The organism is Pedobacter westerhofensis, from assembly GCF_900182595.1.
Taxonomy (GTDB): Bacteria; Bacteroidota; Bacteroidia; order Sphingobacteriales; family Sphingobacteriaceae; genus Pedobacter; species Pedobacter westerhofensis.
Genome location: NZ_FXTN01000003.1, coordinates 531,496 through 547,067 on the forward strand (window position 1 = coordinate 531,496; position 15,572 = coordinate 547,067).

Annotated in this window: 18 protein-coding genes; 7 read left to right on the forward strand and 11 right to left on the reverse strand. The window is 42.3% G+C overall.

Annotation, left to right across the window (positions count from 1 at the left end; translation table 11 throughout):
- The first annotated feature begins 4 nt into the window (after positions 1 to 4).
- On the forward strand, positions 5 to 754 hold the full coding sequence (locus tag FN831_RS07620) for a glycosyltransferase family 2 protein (protein ID WP_142527602.1): 750 nt from the start codon (positions 5 to 7) through the stop codon (positions 752 to 754).
- Between the two features lie 98 nt (positions 755 to 852).
- Complete coding sequence (locus tag FN831_RS07625) at positions 853 to 1,416, forward strand: type 1 glutamine amidotransferase domain-containing protein (RefSeq protein WP_142527603.1); 564 nt, start codon at positions 853 to 855, stop codon at positions 1,414 to 1,416.
- Between the two features lie 84 nt (positions 1,417 to 1,500).
- On the opposite strand, the gene typA is transcribed toward FN831_RS07625, so the two are convergent.
- Positions 1,501 to 3,306, reverse strand: coding sequence for a translational GTPase TypA (gene typA / locus FN831_RS07630; RefSeq protein ID WP_142527604.1), 1,806 nt, complete (start codon positions 3,304 to 3,306; stop codon positions 1,501 to 1,503).
- A gap of 127 nt (positions 3,307 to 3,433) precedes the next feature.
- Between typA and FN831_RS07635 the strand changes: the two genes are divergently transcribed.
- The 4 genes from FN831_RS07635 to FN831_RS07650 all read left to right on the forward strand — a co-directional run bounded on the left by FN831_RS07635 (position 3,434) and on the right by FN831_RS07650 (position 5,571).
- Positions 3,434 to 4,108 (forward strand): NAD(P)H-binding protein, encoded by a 675-nt coding sequence (locus tag FN831_RS07635; protein WP_142527605.1) that lies wholly within the window; start codon positions 3,434 to 3,436, stop codon positions 4,106 to 4,108.
- A gap of 84 nt (positions 4,109 to 4,192) precedes the next feature.
- Positions 4,193 to 4,354: a FeoB-associated Cys-rich membrane protein gene (locus tag FN831_RS07640; protein WP_142527606.1), complete on the forward strand. Its 162-nt coding sequence runs from the start codon at positions 4,193 to 4,195 to the stop codon at positions 4,352 to 4,354.
- Between the two features lie 13 nt (positions 4,355 to 4,367).
- Positions 4,368 to 4,955: a Crp/Fnr family transcriptional regulator gene (locus FN831_RS07645; protein ID WP_142527607.1), complete on the forward strand. Its 588-nt coding sequence runs from the start codon at positions 4,368 to 4,370 to the stop codon at positions 4,953 to 4,955.
- Positions 4,956 to 5,040: 85 nt separating this feature from the next.
- Positions 5,041 to 5,571: a YceI family protein gene (locus FN831_RS07650; protein ID WP_142527608.1), complete on the forward strand. Its 531-nt coding sequence runs from the start codon at positions 5,041 to 5,043 to the stop codon at positions 5,569 to 5,571.
- 148 nt (positions 5,572 to 5,719) lie between these two features.
- Here FN831_RS07650 and FN831_RS07655 read toward each other — a convergent pair whose 3' ends face one another.
- The 3 genes from FN831_RS07655 to porV form a co-directional block, all read right to left on the reverse strand.
- A complete protein-coding gene (locus FN831_RS07655; RefSeq protein ID WP_142527609.1) occupies positions 5,720 to 5,929 on the reverse strand; it encodes a hypothetical protein in 210 nt (69 codons plus the stop codon).
- Positions 5,930 to 5,972: 43 nt separating this feature from the next.
- On the reverse strand, positions 5,973 to 6,452 hold the full coding sequence (ispF, locus tag FN831_RS07660; RefSeq protein WP_142527610.1) for a 2-C-methyl-D-erythritol 2,4-cyclodiphosphate synthase: 480 nt from the start codon (positions 6,450 to 6,452) through the stop codon (positions 5,973 to 5,975).
- A 90-nt stretch (positions 6,453 to 6,542) separates the two neighbouring features.
- Positions 6,543 to 7,724 (reverse strand): type IX secretion system outer membrane channel protein PorV, encoded by a 1,182-nt coding sequence (gene porV / locus FN831_RS07665; RefSeq protein WP_142527611.1) that lies wholly within the window; start codon positions 7,722 to 7,724, stop codon positions 6,543 to 6,545.
- Positions 7,725 to 7,959: 235 nt separating this feature from the next.
- Here porV and FN831_RS07670 point away from each other — a divergent pair, with 235 nt between their 5' ends.
- Positions 7,960 to 9,585 (forward strand): SUMF1/EgtB/PvdO family nonheme iron enzyme, encoded by a 1,626-nt coding sequence (locus FN831_RS07670; RefSeq protein ID WP_142527612.1) that lies wholly within the window; start codon positions 7,960 to 7,962, stop codon positions 9,583 to 9,585.
- 151 nt (positions 9,586 to 9,736) lie between these two features.
- Here the strand turns inward: FN831_RS07670 and FN831_RS07675 are convergent, their stop codons facing one another.
- Genes FN831_RS07675 through FN831_RS07705 form a run of 7 tightly spaced genes read right to left on the reverse strand, consistent with a single transcriptional unit; the run spans position 9,737 to position 15,571 of the window.
- Positions 9,737 to 10,240 (reverse strand): acetyl-CoA carboxylase biotin carboxyl carrier protein subunit, encoded by a 504-nt coding sequence (locus FN831_RS07675; RefSeq protein WP_142527613.1) that lies wholly within the window; start codon positions 10,238 to 10,240, stop codon positions 9,737 to 9,739.
- Positions 10,241 to 10,243: 3 nt separating this feature from the next.
- Entirely contained in the window at positions 10,244 to 10,903 is a 660-nt protein-coding gene (locus tag FN831_RS07680) for a DUF4159 domain-containing protein (protein ID WP_142527614.1), read from the reverse strand.
- Entirely contained in the window at positions 10,900 to 11,604 is a 705-nt protein-coding gene (locus FN831_RS07685) for a 16S rRNA (uracil(1498)-N(3))-methyltransferase (RefSeq protein WP_142527615.1), read from the reverse strand. The genes FN831_RS07680 and FN831_RS07685 overlap by 4 nt, the downstream gene beginning before the upstream one ends.
- Positions 11,605 to 11,613: 9 nt before the next feature.
- Positions 11,614 to 12,939, reverse strand: coding sequence for a hemolysin family protein (locus FN831_RS07690; protein ID WP_142527616.1), 1,326 nt, complete (start codon positions 12,937 to 12,939; stop codon positions 11,614 to 11,616).
- Entirely contained in the window at positions 12,939 to 13,490 is a 552-nt protein-coding gene (locus FN831_RS07695; protein ID WP_142527617.1) for an inorganic diphosphatase, read from the reverse strand. The genes FN831_RS07690 and FN831_RS07695 overlap by 1 nt, the downstream gene beginning before the upstream one ends.
- 3 nt (positions 13,491 to 13,493) lie before the next feature.
- Positions 13,494 to 14,153 (reverse strand): DedA family protein, encoded by a 660-nt coding sequence (locus tag FN831_RS07700; protein WP_142527618.1) that lies wholly within the window; start codon positions 14,151 to 14,153, stop codon positions 13,494 to 13,496.
- Positions 14,154 to 14,197: 44 nt separating this feature from the next.
- Entirely contained in the window at positions 14,198 to 15,571 is a 1,374-nt protein-coding gene (locus FN831_RS07705; RefSeq protein WP_142527619.1) for an NADH-quinone oxidoreductase subunit N, read from the reverse strand.
- Position 15,572: the final 1 nt, after the last annotated feature.

Consider the following 15,572-nt stretch of genomic DNA (forward strand, 5'->3'; position numbering starts at 1 on the left):
AACCATGCAGCCAAAGCTTAGTATTATCACGATCGTTTATAACAATGTAAAGGATATCGAACGTACGATGCTTTCCGTACTGAACCAGAGCTATCCCAATATTGAATATATCCTGATCGACGGTGCATCTACCGACGGCACAAAAGATATTATTTACCGGTACAAAGACCGGCTGGCGCAGTTTATTTCTGAAAAAGACAAGGGTATCTATGATGCGATGAACAAAGGGCTGTCCCTGGCCACAGGCGACTATCTCCTGTTCATGAACTCAGGGGATGAGATTTACAGTACCGATACTGTACGGGAAGTATTTGCCTCCGCTCCCGGCGCGGATATCTATTACGGCGAAACGGAAATGTATGATGAAGACTGGCATAGTCTGGGCCAGCGCAGGCACGAGGCACCACAAACATTTGACTGGAAAAGCTTTAAATATGGCATGAGCATCAGCCATCAGGCCATCTATATCAAACGCGACCTGGCCTCTCCGTATGACCTGCAGTACAAATACAGTGCAGATATAGACTGGATTATTAAAGTGGCAAAAAAAGCATCGAGTATTGTTAATACGCATACTTATGTAGCAAAATATCTGGTGGGCGGCATTTCCAAGCAGAAACATATGGAAAGCCTGAAAGAACGCTTCCACATTTTTACTAAATATTATGGTTTGCTCCCAAACCTGATCAATCACTTTTCAATTGCGGTTAACCTTGCACGGTTTTACTTTAAACACCACCGCACAAACGACTAAACCGCTTACGGTTTGTGCCATTTCAATATCAGTTTACAATTAGAAGAAACAATACTTTTTGTGATTTGTAGTAGTTATACACTTTAATAAATAGTATTATGGGAACATTAAGTAATCGTAACATAGCTGTTTTATCAGCAAACGGATTTGAAGAATCAGAGTTAACAAGCCCTGTCCAAAGATTAAAAGAAGAAGGTGCCACTGTACATATTATCTCATTGGAGCCGGGCAAGATCCAGGGAATGAAACATGACCGTGAATGGACTGTAGAAGTTGATGTAGACAAAATAGTAACAGAGGCAAATGCCGACGACTATCAGGGCCTGCTCATTCCGGGCGGTGTACTAAATCCTGATTCATTAAGAAAAAATGAGGATGCCCTCCAGTTTGTAAGGGCCTTTTTTGAAGCCGGTAAACCGGTCGCAGCCATATGCCACGGTCCGCAGGTATTGATTTCTGCCGGAGTGGTGGAAGGACGTAACCTCACCTCTACCAAAACGATTAAGATAGATCTTGAAAATGCCGGCGCAAACTGGGAAGATTCCGAGGTAGTGACTGACCAGGGTTTGGTAACCAGCCGCAGCCCTAAAGACCTTCCTGCATTTAACGACAAGATCGTTGAAGAATTTGCAGAAGGTGTGCACGACGGACAGCACGCATAAGCACCGGTATCGTTCAGAATACCATTAAACAAAAAAACGCCTGCAAGCAAGAGCTTACAGGCGTTTTTTAATGATATGGAAGTCCTATTGGAATTGTTTTCCTTTGATCTTACGCTCATTTTCTGTTAAGAAGATTTTACGTAAACGCATGCTTAACGGAGTAATTTCAATATACTCGTCAGCCTGGATATACTCCATTGCTTCTTCTAATGAGAATTTAATTGCAGGAGCAATACGGTTACTATCATCTGTACCTGAAGCACGCATGTTAGTCAAGGCTTTTCCTTTAACAATATTTACTACCAGGTCATTGTCACGGATGTGCTCACCCATAATCTGACCTTCGTAAACATCTACACCCGGATCAACAAAGAAACGACCGCGATCCTGTAATTTGTCAATTGAATAAGCAGTAGTACTACCTTTTTCCATTGATACAAGAACACCGTTTAACCTTCCAGGAATTGTACCTTTCCAGGGCTCGTAAGCTTTGAAACGGTGAGCCATAATTGCTTCACCACCTGTTGCTGTCAATACGTTGTTTCTTAATCCGATGATACCACGTGCAGGGATTTCAAACTCTAAATGCTGAAGATCGCCTTTTGGTTCCATGATCAGAAGTTCACCTTTACGTTGTGTAACCAATTCAATTACCTTACCGGCAACTTCACCAGGAACATCTACGATCAGGGTCTCAACCGGCTCACATTTTTTACCATCAATTTCTTTGATAATAACCTGTGGCTGTCCAACCTGGATTTCGTATCCTTCGCGACGCATGGTCTCAATCAGTACTGATAAATGGAGAATACCCCTTCCGTATACCAGATACGCATCAGGAGATTCTGTCTCAACCACTTTAAGGGCAAGATTTTTCTCCATCTCTTTGTATAAACGTTCTTTAATACGCTGAGAAGTAACAAATTTACCTTCTTTACCAAAGAAAGGAGAGTTGTTAATAGTGAACAGCATGTTCATTGTAGGCTCATCGATTTTGATTACAGGAAGTTGTTCCGGTGCATCAAAGTCAGAGATCGTATCACCGATATCAAAACCATCGATACCTACAACAGCGCAGATATCACCTGATTTTACTTCAGTAGTACGGATCTTTCCAAGACCTTCAAATGTATATAGTTCTTTTACTCTTGATTTAACCATTTTACCATCACGTTTGATCAACGTTACAGGCTGGTTTTCTTTGATCGATCCACGGTGAACACGTCCAACCGCAATACGGCCTACAAAAGATGAATAATCCAGTGAGGTGATCTGCATCTGCAAAGTACCTTCCAGCATTGGCGGAGGTGGGATGTTTGCTACAACAGCATCAAGCAAAGGGAAGATATCAGTAGTTGGTTTAGTCCAGTCAGTACTCATCCATCCTTGTTTTGATGAACCGTAGATTACCGGGAAGTCCAACTGGTCTTCTGTAGCCTCAAGGTTAAAGAACAATTCAAAGATTTGCTCATAAACTTCTTCAGGGCGACAGTTTTCTTTATCTACCTTGTTTACAACAACAATAGGTTTAAGACCTAAAGCCAGGGCTTTTTGAGTTACGAAACGGGTTTGGGGCATCGCACCTTCAAACGCATCACATAATAACAACACACCATCAGCCATTTTCAGTACACGTTCTACCTCACCGCCAAAGTCGGCGTGACCAGGTGTATCAATAATGTTGATCTTAGTGTCTTTATACATTACAGAAACGTTTTTAGAAACGATCGTGATACCACGTTCTCTCTCCAGGTCGTTATTATCAAGTATCAAGTCACCTGTTTGTTCGTTATCACGAAAAATTGAACAAGTGTGTAAAATCTTATCAACCAATGTAGTTTTACCGTGGTCAACGTGTGCTATGATAGCTATATTTCTTATTTTTTGCATAAAATGCGCCTAATTTTGGCGCAAAGATAACGTAAATTTTTGATATATCATCCTATCTGATAGGACAATGTCATAATTAAAATAATTGAACAACTCTTTTGCTGCGAATTTGTTTAGTGATAAAAAGATGGAAAAGAAAGCAATTGTAGCTGGCGCAAGCGGAGCAATCGGGAATAGTTTACTCTTCCACTTACTGGGGAATAAAAATTATGCTCATGTGCTGATCCTGGTAAGAAGTGAATTGCGCATACAGCATCCCAAGCTGCAACAGCTTGTGGTAGATTACGACCGGATCAGCGATTATGCGGCACAGCTCAACGCAGATGTAGTTTTTTGCTGCCTGGGGACAACAAAAAGCAAGACCCCCGATCAGCGCCAGTATAAAAAGATCGACTACCAGTATCCACTGGATATTGCGCGGATTACCAGCAGAAATGGCAGCAAAGGCTTTCACCTGATCTCTTCTATAGGTGCAGATAAAAATTCAAAGATGTTTTATACGAGAACAAAAGGCGAAGTAGAAAACGACCTGCAGCAGGTTCCCTTTGATGATATCCATATTTATCGCCCCTCGTTACTGGATGCACCAAGGAAAGACAAGCGCTTTATGGAAAGCAGTATGAATATCATCATGAATGTAATCAACCCTGTTCTGATCGGTGGATTAAAAAAATACAGGAGCATTAGGGTTGAAGACATTGCAAAAACCATGATCAGGCTCTCCCTGGAAGATAAAAAGGGGATATTTGTCCATGAATCAGATGAGATCCAGAAGCTTAGCGAGGGCGATACCACCGAATAGTATAGTCTGGGCTGAGGACTTGCCAGGTACAATAATTTACAATTTACAGACTTGCTGCAAAGGCTAATTAGTTATTTTTGTGTAATGGACGTGCAAATTATTTTAGTTGGACTTTTATTTTTGGCTGCCCTTTTCTATATTGGGCGCATCATTTACCGTTCTGTGTCTCCAAAAAGCGGAGGCTGTGCTTCAGGATGCGGCAAATGTGGTGTGGACCTCTCCAAGATCGAGGTCAAGAATAAATAGCTTTAAAAACAACATGCTTGATCAGTTCAAAGATTATCTGCGCCAACGTATAACCATAACTGATGAGCAGTTCGACTTAATTTCCAGCGAGATCAAAGTTAAAACCTTCGAAAAAAACAAAATCATCCTTTCTCCCGGAGAGACCAGTACGAAGACATTTTTTGTATCGGAAGGCCTGCTGCGCTGTTATTCTGTGGACAGCAAAGCGAAAACGAATGTCATACAGTTTGCGCCTGAACGCTGGTGGCTGTCTGAAAGGAACGGGTTCTTTGATGAGCCATCAGATTTCTACATTGATGCGATAGAACCTACAACAGCCTTACTTTTACCCAGAAATTATTTTAATGATTCTGCAGTTCATGTGCCCTGCATGCATGACCTGAACAATACCATGCTAAACAATTCCATCCGCTTTATGCAAAAAAGGATTAATATGCTCCTGAGCGCTACTGCAGAAGAGCGTTACCTTGACTTTATAAAGTTGTATCCCAACCTTACCCTGAGGGTGCCGCAATGGATGATCGCCTCTTATCTGGGCATCACTCCCGAATCGCTGAGCCGTGTACGTAAAGACCTTGCACACAAACACTTCAAAGCTTAAATATTTCTTATCATACATCAACGTGTGCATAATTTATTAGTCCTAATTTTGGGTATAACAAATAACCAATCTTAAACATAATATTATGGCAACTACTAAATGGGCTTTAGACCCAATGCACAGCGAACTTCAGTTCAAAGTTAAACACCTAATGATCACTACTGTTACCGGTAGCTTCAATGACTTTTCTGCAGAACTGATCACAGAGTCTGAGGATTTTGATGGTGCTACAGTAAGTTTTAAAGCTGGTGTTGATTCTGTAGATACAGGAAACGGCGACAGAGACGGTCACTTAAAAAGCGGCGATTTCTTTAATGCAGATGAATTCCCTTCGATTACCTTCAGTTCTACATCTTTCAGCAAAGCTGGCGGAGATTATAAACTTACCGGAGATTTAACTATCAAAGATGTAACTAAACCTGTTACCCTTGACGTTGAATTTGGTGGTACAGTAACTGATCTTTACGGACAGAACAAAGCAGGATTCAGCATCAGCGGAAAATTCAACAGAACTGATTTTGGTTTAACCTGGAACGCAGCTTTGGAAACCGGTGGTGTTGTAGTAAGTGAAGAGGTGAGGATTTTAGGCGAACTGCAATTCGTAAAACAAGCATAGTCAGACCAATTAAATAATAAGCCTTTCCTTTTGCCCGGCTACGATGCAAAACCGGAGGTTGCGTCGGCCAGACACAATCCAGCGCGGTCGTTACTGCATCATGGTTTTGACAACTTTAAGAAATAAAAAAAGGGCTTAAGCCCTTTTTTTATTTCTTTTTCCCTGTAGTATCGGTTTGCAAACTGTCAATCAGCGTGGTGTCCGACTGCTTTGGAGGAGTGGCAGACTGACTTTTAATGTTTGTATCAATCGTTACTGAATCTGGCTTTTTTTCACTTCCCTTATCGCCCATGGTACAGGCAGAAAAAGAACACACGCCAAGAATCGCTATAAAAAAGTATTTCGTTAGATGTTTCATAAACAGTGGTTTCATTTAAAAACCCGCTGATACTCCAATTGTTTTACAATTTTTGAATGAGGCATACGGCATAAGCCACAACACCTTCCTCCCTGCCAATAAAGCCCATCATCTCATTGGTAGTAGCTTTAATGGAAATATCTTCAACAGGGAGGTTAATGGCCCTAGAGATATTTTCCTGCATCTGTGGAATATGGGGATTGATTTTTGGGGCCTCCAGACACAGCATAGCATCTATATTGCCTATTGTCCATCCTTTTTCAGTCAGTAATTTCACTGTTTCCTGCAAAAGAATGACACTGCTGATTCCCTTCCAGCGGGGATCGGTGTTTTTGAAATGAAAGCCAATATCCCTCAGGTTTGCTGCACCTAACAGGGCATCGCAAATGGCATGTAGCAGCACATCGGCATCAGAATGTCCAAATGCGCCTTTGTGATGATCAAGAGTTACCCCGCCCATTACAAAGGGGTGCTGATCTTTTAACTGATGTACATCAAATCCAAATCCTACTTTTATCTTCATCTTAATCCTTTTAAATTATTTACTGCTGCTGCTTGGCAGGGGGTCATTATTGTTAACTGCTGCTGTTAATTTTAGCCGGGTTAGTTCTTATTAATTGCTGGCACTTCCGATATTAAATATCAGGGAAAACCTAAGTGTATTTGCCAGCGGGCTGTTTTGAGAATTAGCCAGCAGGTAAGAAAAGTTGAGCTCCATGGCCTCATATTTTACACCTGTGCCCATTGTAAAATATCTCCTGTCGCCCTTTTTAGGGTTTTCATAAAAATATCCCGCCCTGAGGGCAAATTTCTTATTGTACCAGTATTCCAGTCCGGATGCGATATTGATCTCCTTTAGTTCTTCTGATGCGCCACCCGGTGCATCTGTGAAGGAGCCGAAAATACCCGACGGAACTGAACGGTTGGGGTCTTTGCCTGATTGTATAGTTCCGTCTGTATTGTAGATTGGCTGGGTTGGGACAAGCAGTTTATTGAAGTCTAAGGCCACTGTGATTTCATTCTCGTCATCAAGAATGAATGTTCCCGCCCCGCCTATTTTTAAGTTGGTGGGCAAAAAGTATTCTTCGCCCGCGTCAGAATAACTCATTTTTGTTCCGATGTTGGAGATGTTCATACCCGCAGAAAGTATCGCATCATGACCAAGCCAGTAAGTTTGCTTTTTAAAATACGCAGAAACATCTACAGCGAGCGACTGCCCTGCCCTGTTCTGCTGCCCCACTGAAAACTGGTTGGTGGCAATATTGGAATGAATATACCTGAGGGCAGTACCCAGAGAGAAAGAATCGCCGAAGCGGCGGGCGTAAGTAAGATCTACCGCCAGTTCACTGGGGCTGAAAGTACCAAGATCCTGCTGATTCACATCAGTCAACTGGATCTTGCCCAGTGAGAAATAACGCAGGGAACTTCCAATGGTGCTGTTTGCATCAATTTTGTAAAAACCGCTGAGATAACCAAGATTGATATCTGAGGCGATATTCTTTAACCATGGACTGTAAGAGAGGGAGAAACCCGACTGCTGTTCAAGAAAAGCAATTTTGGAAGGGTTAATGCTCAGAGCATTTGCATCAGGCGCCACTGCAACACCGGCCTCGCCCATTCCCCCAATCCTTGCGTCCGGAGTAATCAGTAAAAATGGAACTGCTGTACGGATACTGTTAAACCTGCTGCCGTTGGTTTGGGCTTCGGAAAGCGCTTGTGCATAAACTGCAACACTGCTTTCTGTCAAGAAAAGAAGACACAAAGAAAGAAACTGTAAAAAGCGCTTAAGATTCATTGTCCTTTATTAATTGATCATCTCTTGAAGCACGGTAAGGAGCACAATTTCAGAGTCGTAATATTCTTCAAATATAATTAAATAAGCAATTTAATCATATCAATCAAAAAATCGCAGTTCAAAAATACGCCAATGTATTGATTTTAAGCTGTTTTAACATCTTATTGTTCAATTGTTTTGGTGCATTGGATTTTTTTTGTGTAAATTTATCCTCATAATTACCCAACATGATCTTATGGAAAAAATATACTTATATTCATTTGCGTTTTTACTGTCTGCTTCTTCATTAATTTCCTGCAAGTCCAACAAAAATGCGACCTCAGAAAAGACCGGATTAGCCTATAACAGAGCAGAGAACGGAGGGTTTCAGGTAAATACCAAATTCAGGCGCGGCCCTGGCCCCGGCCTGGTTGAAATTGAAGGTGGTGTGTTTGTAATGAGCGGAAGTGCCATCGGCATTCCCGGTCAGGAACTGAAAGATTACAATCACAAAAGAGAAACCACAGTGTCGTCTTTTTATATGGATGAGACTGAAGTATCCAACACCAACTGGCTGGAATACCTGAACTGGATCAGAAGAACTGACCCTACCAATTATGAATATTATTACAATGAGCTTCCTGATACGCTGGTTTGGCGCAGGCCACTGTCTTATAATGAGCCTTACGTAGATAACTACCTGAGACATCCTGCTTACCAGGATTATCCTGTGGTTGGGGTATCATGGGAACAGGCACAGCGTTACTGCTCATGGAGAACGGATATCGTGAATGAGTCACTATTACGTGAACAGGGTTATATGTCCAGCTATAAAGATATGTATGGTGCGCAGAATGGGAAGAAAACCAATGCTGCTACTACGGCTGCCCGTCCCACAGGACCATTTACTACTGACCTTTACCAAAACGGCCAGTATGACGATAAAGGTAAAAGGGCGATGAAAGATCTGAGCCCGCAGGGAACGATTGCTGCAGGCAATGGCAAACCGGTTAAAGGCGGAGCTACAAGAAACGTAAGACTGGAAGATGGTATTTTAAAACAGCCATACCGTTTACCGACAGAAGCTGAGTGGGAATACGCTGCATTGGGACTGATCGGAAATACAGAATACGAAAACATCAACAATAACAAGATTTATCCATGGGACGGCCTGGGCATAGCCTCTGCAAAAACTAAAACCCGCGGACTGATCCTTGCCAACTTTAAGAGGACTAAAGGTGATTACATGGGCGTTGGTGGCGGACTGAATGATAAGGGAAGTATTACCGTACCCGTAAGAGCCTATGTTCCGAACGACTTTGGATTGTACAATATGGCAGGTAATGTGAACGAATGGGTATCGGACGTTTACCGCTCCAATACATTTAATGATGCAGAAGCATTAAACCCTTACCGTGGTAATAACTTCCAGGATAAAAAGATTGCTGATCAGGTTACAGGAAAACTTGAAAAAGATAAATACAACAGGCCGATCATGACCCCGGCTATTTCAGGCAGAAAACAAACCTGGGCCGAGAAACAGGCGGCAGTTGCAGCAGGTGGTGTTCAGGCACAAACAGCAGCGGCAAATACAACTACCTATAATGCCGACCAGCGAGGCTACCGCGATGAAGAGAATAAACTTTATGGCGAGATCACACTGGTAAACAATAAAGCAAGAGTGTACAAAGGCGGCTCATGGGATGACCAGGCGCTCTGGTTAAACCCTGCTACCAGAAGATTCCTTCAACAGGATGAATCTACAGCAGATATCGGTTTCAGGTGTGCAATGACCATGTTAGGTGCGTCAGAGATCAATCCTAATGGCAAACCACAGTTTAAGCCTAAACAGCAAAAACCATTCAACGCGAAAAAGAGATAATAATATCTCCATCATACAAAAGGGGCTGATCAAAATCAGCCCCTTTTTTGCTATTTTTACTTGTACACCCCTAAGGGAGCACTGTCAAATATTCAATTCTCAGAGGCTCGATATCATCAATACACTGCCCCTTTTTTGTTTTCAATAGTGATTACGCTGAAAATTCTATCAGCACCTGGTTTTTTTCTACCTTATCGCCTTTGGCAACAAATATCTTTTTTACAGTTCCGTCGCTGGCAGCTTTCAGCATGTTTTCCATCTTCATGGCCTCCAGTACCAGCAGGCTATCGCCTTTTTTAATTTCCTGCCCTTCTGTTACATTCAGGCTAAGTACCAATCCCGGCATCGGGGCTTTGAGTTCCAGTGCCATTTTACCGGCTGCACCGGTAAGGCCCATCGCTTTGAGCAATCCGTCATACTGGTCTTCAGCAGCTACATTGTATAAGGTGCCGTTGACTTTAACAACTGCTGTTTTGTTGTCCTGATCCTGCGAAACAACTTCTGCACGGTAGGATTTATGGTTGTAAATTATATGCACATGTCCTGCTCCCGGTTCATGCCTGTCCAGCTGAAGATCCTGACCGGCCAGCTTAAAAGCGCCGTTTTCTTCCAGCAGTTCAAAATCATATTTTTCATTTACTTTTACTTTATACATGCCTTATTGGGTTAATACATACTGAACCAGGTTTGCACCCATTTTAAGCGCCTGTAAGCGCTTTTCCTGGGAATCACCGGGATATGTTCCGGCATCCTCCCATCCGTTGCCCAGATCGCTCTCATAAGAATAAAAACAGACCATCCTGCCCTGCCACATCAAAGCAAACCCCTGTGCAGGTTTTCCATTGTGCTCATGTACCTTGGGCAGCCCGCCCGGAAATTTAAACTTCTGATTGAATATGGGGTGACTGGCGGGCAATTCTGCGAATGACAGCTCGGGAAATACTTTTTTCATCTGCACGCGGATAAACTTATCCAGTCCGTAGTTATCATCGATATGAAGAAATCCCCCGCCAGTCAGGTATTTTCTCAGGTTTTTGGCTTCATGTTCGCTGAAAGTAACATTACCGTGCCCTGTCATATAGATCATGGGATAATTAAAGATTTCTGGGCTGCCAACATCGGCAATAGCTTCTTCATCGGCAAAGTTAGTATGCAGGTTCTGATTACAGAAAGCAATCAGGTTGATCAGGGCAGTGCGGTCCCCGTACCAGTCGCCCCCACCATTATACTTTAGCCTGGCCAGCTGATAAGTGGGTACACGATAGCTGCAGCACAGCACAATCAGTAAAAAGGATAAGATCAGGTGCTTAATGTTCATCGGTTTAAGTAATTCACTTCAAAACAAGCTGCCAGTGCAGCAGTTTCTGTTCTGAGACGTGTATTACCTAAAGTTAATGGTTTAAAGTCATTTTGCAAAGCCAGCTGGATTTCATTTGGTGTGAAGTCGCCCTCGGGGCCAATCAGAATCAGGTAGCTGCTGCCTGACGGAGCAATCTCACTAATGTACTTGCGGGGCTCCCCTTCAACACAGTGTGCAATCATCCTGTGATCTGCGCTATGATGGCTGATCAGTTCTTTCAGGGACAGGGCCTCATTTAACATAGGATGGTAAGCCTGTAAGGATTGTTTTACCGCAGAAGTTATTACTTTATTGAGCCTGTCCTCTTTTACGATTTTACGTTCGGAGCGCTCACAGATCACTGGCGTGATCTGGTCTATACCTATCTCCGTGGCCTTTTCCAAAAACCATTCCAGACGGTCTATATTTTTGGTGGGCGCCACGGCAATGTGAAGGTTATGATTTCTTTTCTGGTATTCGCTGGTAGTTTTAAGTACATGCAGCGAAACATTCCGCTTTGATTCACCGGTGATTTCTGCCTCGTACAAACCGCCGCGGCCATCAATCAGATGTACCACATCGCCTGTAACGAGGCGCAAAACCTTCATACAATGCCTGCTCTCCTCTTCATTGAGGATATAATCAGACGAGGTAATATCAGGTGTATAAAAAACGTGCATGACCGAGAATTAGTGGTTGTCTACCATATCATCTTTCTGGATCACCAGTTCCAGCTTAATGGTTTCTATGTTCTGCTCCGTTTTCTTCAGGATGGTAAACAGGTATCCATAACACTCTTCGCTGTCGCCCACATCGGGGATCTTGCCAAAGGCATGGGAAACCAGACCACCTACTGTATCAAAATCCAGGTCTTCCGGCAGGTCATGCGGCAGATGTTCATTCACATCATATACCGTTGCATAGGCATTGATCACAAACTCAGTATCGGATATTTTTTCAACGGTAGGTTTTTCCTCATCATATTCATCCTGGATCTCTCCAACGATCTCTTCAACGATATCCTCCAGGGTCACCATTCCGGCGGTACCTCCAAATTCATCGATCACGATAGCAATCTGGATTCTTTTCTGCTGAAGTTCACTTAACAGATCATTGATCTTTTTCGTTTCCGGAACGAAATAAGGCTTTCTGATGATATCTTTCAGCGACCAGTCCTTGTTTACCGCCAGCAGGGGCAAAACATCCTTGGCGTGAATGATACCGATGATCTTATCAATAATATCATCATAAACCGGCATCCTGGAATATCCTTCAGCAATGATCAGCTGAATTACTTCTTCTTTTGGTGTTGCCAGCTCAATACCCGAGATCTTGGTACGGGGAACCATAATATTCTTTACAACACGTTCATTAAAGTCGAACACGTTGCGGATCAGCTCATGCTCATTTGTATCCAGAGCACCGCTTTCTTTTCCCTGATCAAGCAGGTAATACAGTTCTTCGGTACTGTGTACAGAATCGTGCCCGCCTGCTGTGGAAATCCCAAATATCTTAAGTATAATATTGGCAAGGCTGTTCAGCAGCCAGATAAATGGCCTGAATACAATATAAAAGATCTGTAAGGGCAGTGATATAAATAACGTGGTGGCCACAGGGCGCTGTATAGCGATTGATTTTGGTGCCAGTTCTCCGAAAACGATGTGCATAATCGTAATAAAACTAAATGCAATAATCGGTGATGCTGTTTTGGAGAAGGATTCGATGAATGCCGGGTCCTGGGTAAATGAAGTTAGCAGATTACGTAACAGATGCTCCATTACTGATTCTCCAACCCAGCCTAGTCCCAGTGATGCTAATGTAATACCCAGCTGCGTTGCAGCCAGGTAACCATCAAGATGTTGTGTAATATATTTAGCAATATTAGCTACTCTATTACCAGATTTAGCTTTAATTTCTATTTGCGACGCTCTGACTTTAACGATTGCAAACTCAGCTGCAACGAAAAAGCCGTTTAAGACGACTAAGAAAAAGGTTAAGAATATCTGAAAGCCCATTAAGAGTTGTTTCTAAATGTACTGTTATAAAGTTCGATACTTTCCTGAATTACTTTATAAGCATAAGTAACGCCCATCAGTTTTTCGATAGTTACGTTTTTCATCTCTAAAGCTTTGTAGTCCTGGAAGAACCTTACGATCTCTTTCATCTGGTGAGGAGGCAGTTCAGCGATATCATTGATATAGTTTACTGACATGTCATTTTTAGCCACAGCAATGATTTTATCATCCTGCTCGCCGTTGTCTACCATATGCATTACACCAATCACCTTTGCTTCGAGCAGGGTAAGGGGATAAACGTCAACAGAGCACAGGACAAGGATATCCAGGGGATCATTGTCATCGCAATACGTTTGCGGAATGAAACCATAGTTGGCCGGGTACATTACAGAAGAGAAAAGAACACGGTCTAACTTAATCAGGTTAGAGTCTTTGTCAATTTCGTACTTTGCTTTTGATCCTTTAGGGATTTCGATAATAGCGTTTACCGATTCCGGTAAATTAGCACCTGGAGAAACATTATGCCAGGGGTGATTTAAGTCTATATTCATTTATTATTCAGTGTTAGAAATATCTTCGTTTGTATTTTGTTCCGCCCTTTTTCTAAAAAAGGCAATTGCCAGAGGTAGAGAAGTGATCGTGATAAAACCTATTATAATATACAGGAGGTAGTCATTAATTTCCTTTTCAAATTTCTTGCCAAGAAAATAACCCAGCAAAGTTAAAGATGTTATCCATAAAAATGCACCGCAGATATTATATAATGCAAACTTTTTGAAATCCAGTTTTACCACACCTGCAAAGATTGGGGCAAAGGTCCTGACGATCGGTACAAACCTGCCCATGATCAGGGCAAATGCACCTTGTTTGTTATAGTATACTTCTGCGGCTTTAAGATAGCGCTTTTTAAAAAAAAAAGTATCTTTTCTATGATATAAAACGGGACCTGTTTTTTTGCCAAACCAATAACCCGTAAAGTTGCCGCAGACTGCAGATACAATTAATCCCAGGATCAGCAGATAAATGTTGACATCAAGTTTTCCGGTAGCGACAAACATTCCAGCCAGGAACAACAGGTAATCACCAGGCAGAAAGAAGCCAAAGAATAATCCTGTCTCGGCAAAAATAACGAACAACACCACGTAAAAACCACCTTCTTTGAGTAATTTTTCAGGATCAATATACTGATGTAAGGAAGTCCAGAAATCGTGCATAGTTCAAGTATTCGTAAAACTACAAATAATTTTACTGGGAATGCTTAAATCAAATTTAAAATTACTGAAGGATAAACTCCCAGGATCACAGTGATAATAACAGATAAAATAAGAACAACCTTGTATTGAACAGGAGTTTCCAGCAGTACGTCGGCGCCTTCTTTAAAGTACATGGCCACCACTACTCTCAAATAGTAATAGAAGCCAACAAGAGCATTTAAAATCGCAAATGCCACCAGATAGATCTGGTACTGGTTCATTACATTGAGGAACATCAGGTATTTTCCCATGAAACCACCCGTAAGCGGGATACCCGCCAGGGATAACATAGCCACTGTAAGTGCCAGGGCAGCCAGCGGATTCCGTTTGCCCAAGCCGTTGAAACTCTCAAAATCATCACCACCGGTTTTTTGTTTAACCAGGATCAAAACGGCAAAGGCAGTAATACTGGCAAACGTATAGGCAGCAGTATAAAGGAGCACATTGTTATTTGATGTTGAGGTAAGCGTAATGAGGGAGAATAACAGGTAACCCACGTGTGAGATACTTGAATAGGCAAGCATTCTTTTGAAGTTCTTCTGGAACAATGCTGTCACGTTACCAATGAACAGTGTTAAGCATACGATTACCATCAGCGGCGGCATCCAGAAATCATGCAGCGGAGCAAATGTTCCTGCAAAAATACGTATGAAGGCAGCAAAGGCAGCGGTTTTCACTACGGTAGACATGAACGTGGTTATAAGTGAAGGCGAGCCTTCATACACGTCCGGAGTCCAGAAATGAAATGGTGCCGCACCCACTTTAAAACACATACCAATCATCATCAGGATTACCCCGGGATAGAATAAAGGAGATACCATCTTGTAGTTGCCCACAAGGTATGAGTTGATTGCGCCCAGGCTGAAAGAACCTGTTGCGCCATAAATTAAAGTAATACCAAATAACAGAAAGCCGGTAGAGAAAGCACCCATCAGAAAATATTTCAGTGAGGCCTCATTGGAGGCAAAATTATTTTTACGGATACCGGCAAGGATGTATGAAGAAACAGACATGATTTCCAGGCCTATAAACAGCATCGACAAATTGGTATAGGAAACCATCATCACTCCACCAGAGAGTGCAAATAAGATCAGTGTATAGTATTCAGCTACATTTTCACTGTCTTTGGCAAAGTAGTTTTCTGTAAGCAGAAAAATAAATGCGGTACCTAAGATCAGCAGCGATGAAAAGGCGATGGCAAAATTATTCATCTGCATCATTCCATAATAAATGGTGTTGGTATCCCATGCAGTAACACAGAAGCCAAGCGCAACAAGCAGTCCCACTAAAGTAAGCGGCAGCAAAGCTTTGGTAGCTTTAAACAAACCCGCATAAAGCACCGCCAGAGCTGTAACAACAATTGTTATAATGATATTCATT

What these genes read in the sequence shown, in the direction of transcription:
- FN831_RS07620 (WP_142527602.1), top strand. Translation starts at nt 5, where the DNA reads ATGCAGCCAAAGCTTAGTATTATCACGATCGTTTATAACAATGTAAAG.
- FN831_RS07625 (WP_142527603.1), top strand. Translation starts at nt 853, where the DNA reads ATGGGAACATTAAGTAATCGTAACATAGCTGTTTTATCAGCAAACGGA.
- typA (WP_142527604.1), bottom strand. Translation starts at nt 3,306, where the DNA reads ATGCAAAAAATAAGAAATATAGCTATCATAGCACACGTTGACCACGGT.
- FN831_RS07635 (WP_142527605.1), top strand. Translation starts at nt 3,434, where the DNA reads ATGGAAAAGAAAGCAATTGTAGCTGGCGCAAGCGGAGCAATCGGGAAT.
- FN831_RS07640 (WP_142527606.1), top strand. Translation starts at nt 4,193, where the DNA reads ATGGACGTGCAAATTATTTTAGTTGGACTTTTATTTTTGGCTGCCCTT.
- FN831_RS07645 (WP_142527607.1), top strand. Translation starts at nt 4,368, where the DNA reads ATGCTTGATCAGTTCAAAGATTATCTGCGCCAACGTATAACCATAACT.
- FN831_RS07650 (WP_142527608.1), top strand. Translation starts at nt 5,041, where the DNA reads ATGGCAACTACTAAATGGGCTTTAGACCCAATGCACAGCGAACTTCAG.
- FN831_RS07655 (WP_142527609.1), bottom strand. Translation starts at nt 5,929, where the DNA reads ATGAAACATCTAACGAAATACTTTTTTATAGCGATTCTTGGCGTGTGT.
- ispF (WP_142527610.1), bottom strand. Translation starts at nt 6,452, where the DNA reads ATGAAGATAAAAGTAGGATTTGGATTTGATGTACATCAGTTAAAAGAT.
- porV (WP_142527611.1), bottom strand. Translation starts at nt 7,724, where the DNA reads ATGAATCTTAAGCGCTTTTTACAGTTTCTTTCTTTGTGTCTTCTTTTC.
- FN831_RS07670 (WP_142527612.1), top strand. Translation starts at nt 7,960, where the DNA reads ATGGAAAAAATATACTTATATTCATTTGCGTTTTTACTGTCTGCTTCT.
- FN831_RS07675 (WP_142527613.1), bottom strand. Translation starts at nt 10,240, where the DNA reads ATGTATAAAGTAAAAGTAAATGAAAAATATGATTTTGAACTGCTGGAA.
- FN831_RS07680 (WP_142527614.1), bottom strand. Translation starts at nt 10,903, where the DNA reads ATGAACATTAAGCACCTGATCTTATCCTTTTTACTGATTGTGCTGTGC.
- FN831_RS07685 (WP_142527615.1), bottom strand. Translation starts at nt 11,604, where the DNA reads ATGCACGTTTTTTATACACCTGATATTACCTCGTCTGATTATATCCTC.
- FN831_RS07690 (WP_142527616.1), bottom strand. Translation starts at nt 12,939, where the DNA reads ATGGGCTTTCAGATATTCTTAACCTTTTTCTTAGTCGTCTTAAACGGC.
- FN831_RS07695 (WP_142527617.1), bottom strand. Translation starts at nt 13,490, where the DNA reads ATGAATATAGACTTAAATCACCCCTGGCATAATGTTTCTCCAGGTGCT.
- FN831_RS07700 (WP_142527618.1), bottom strand. Translation starts at nt 14,153, where the DNA reads ATGCACGATTTCTGGACTTCCTTACATCAGTATATTGATCCTGAAAAA.
- FN831_RS07705 (WP_142527619.1), bottom strand. Translation starts at nt 15,571, where the DNA reads ATGAATATCATTATAACAATTGTTGTTACAGCTCTGGCGGTGCTTTAT.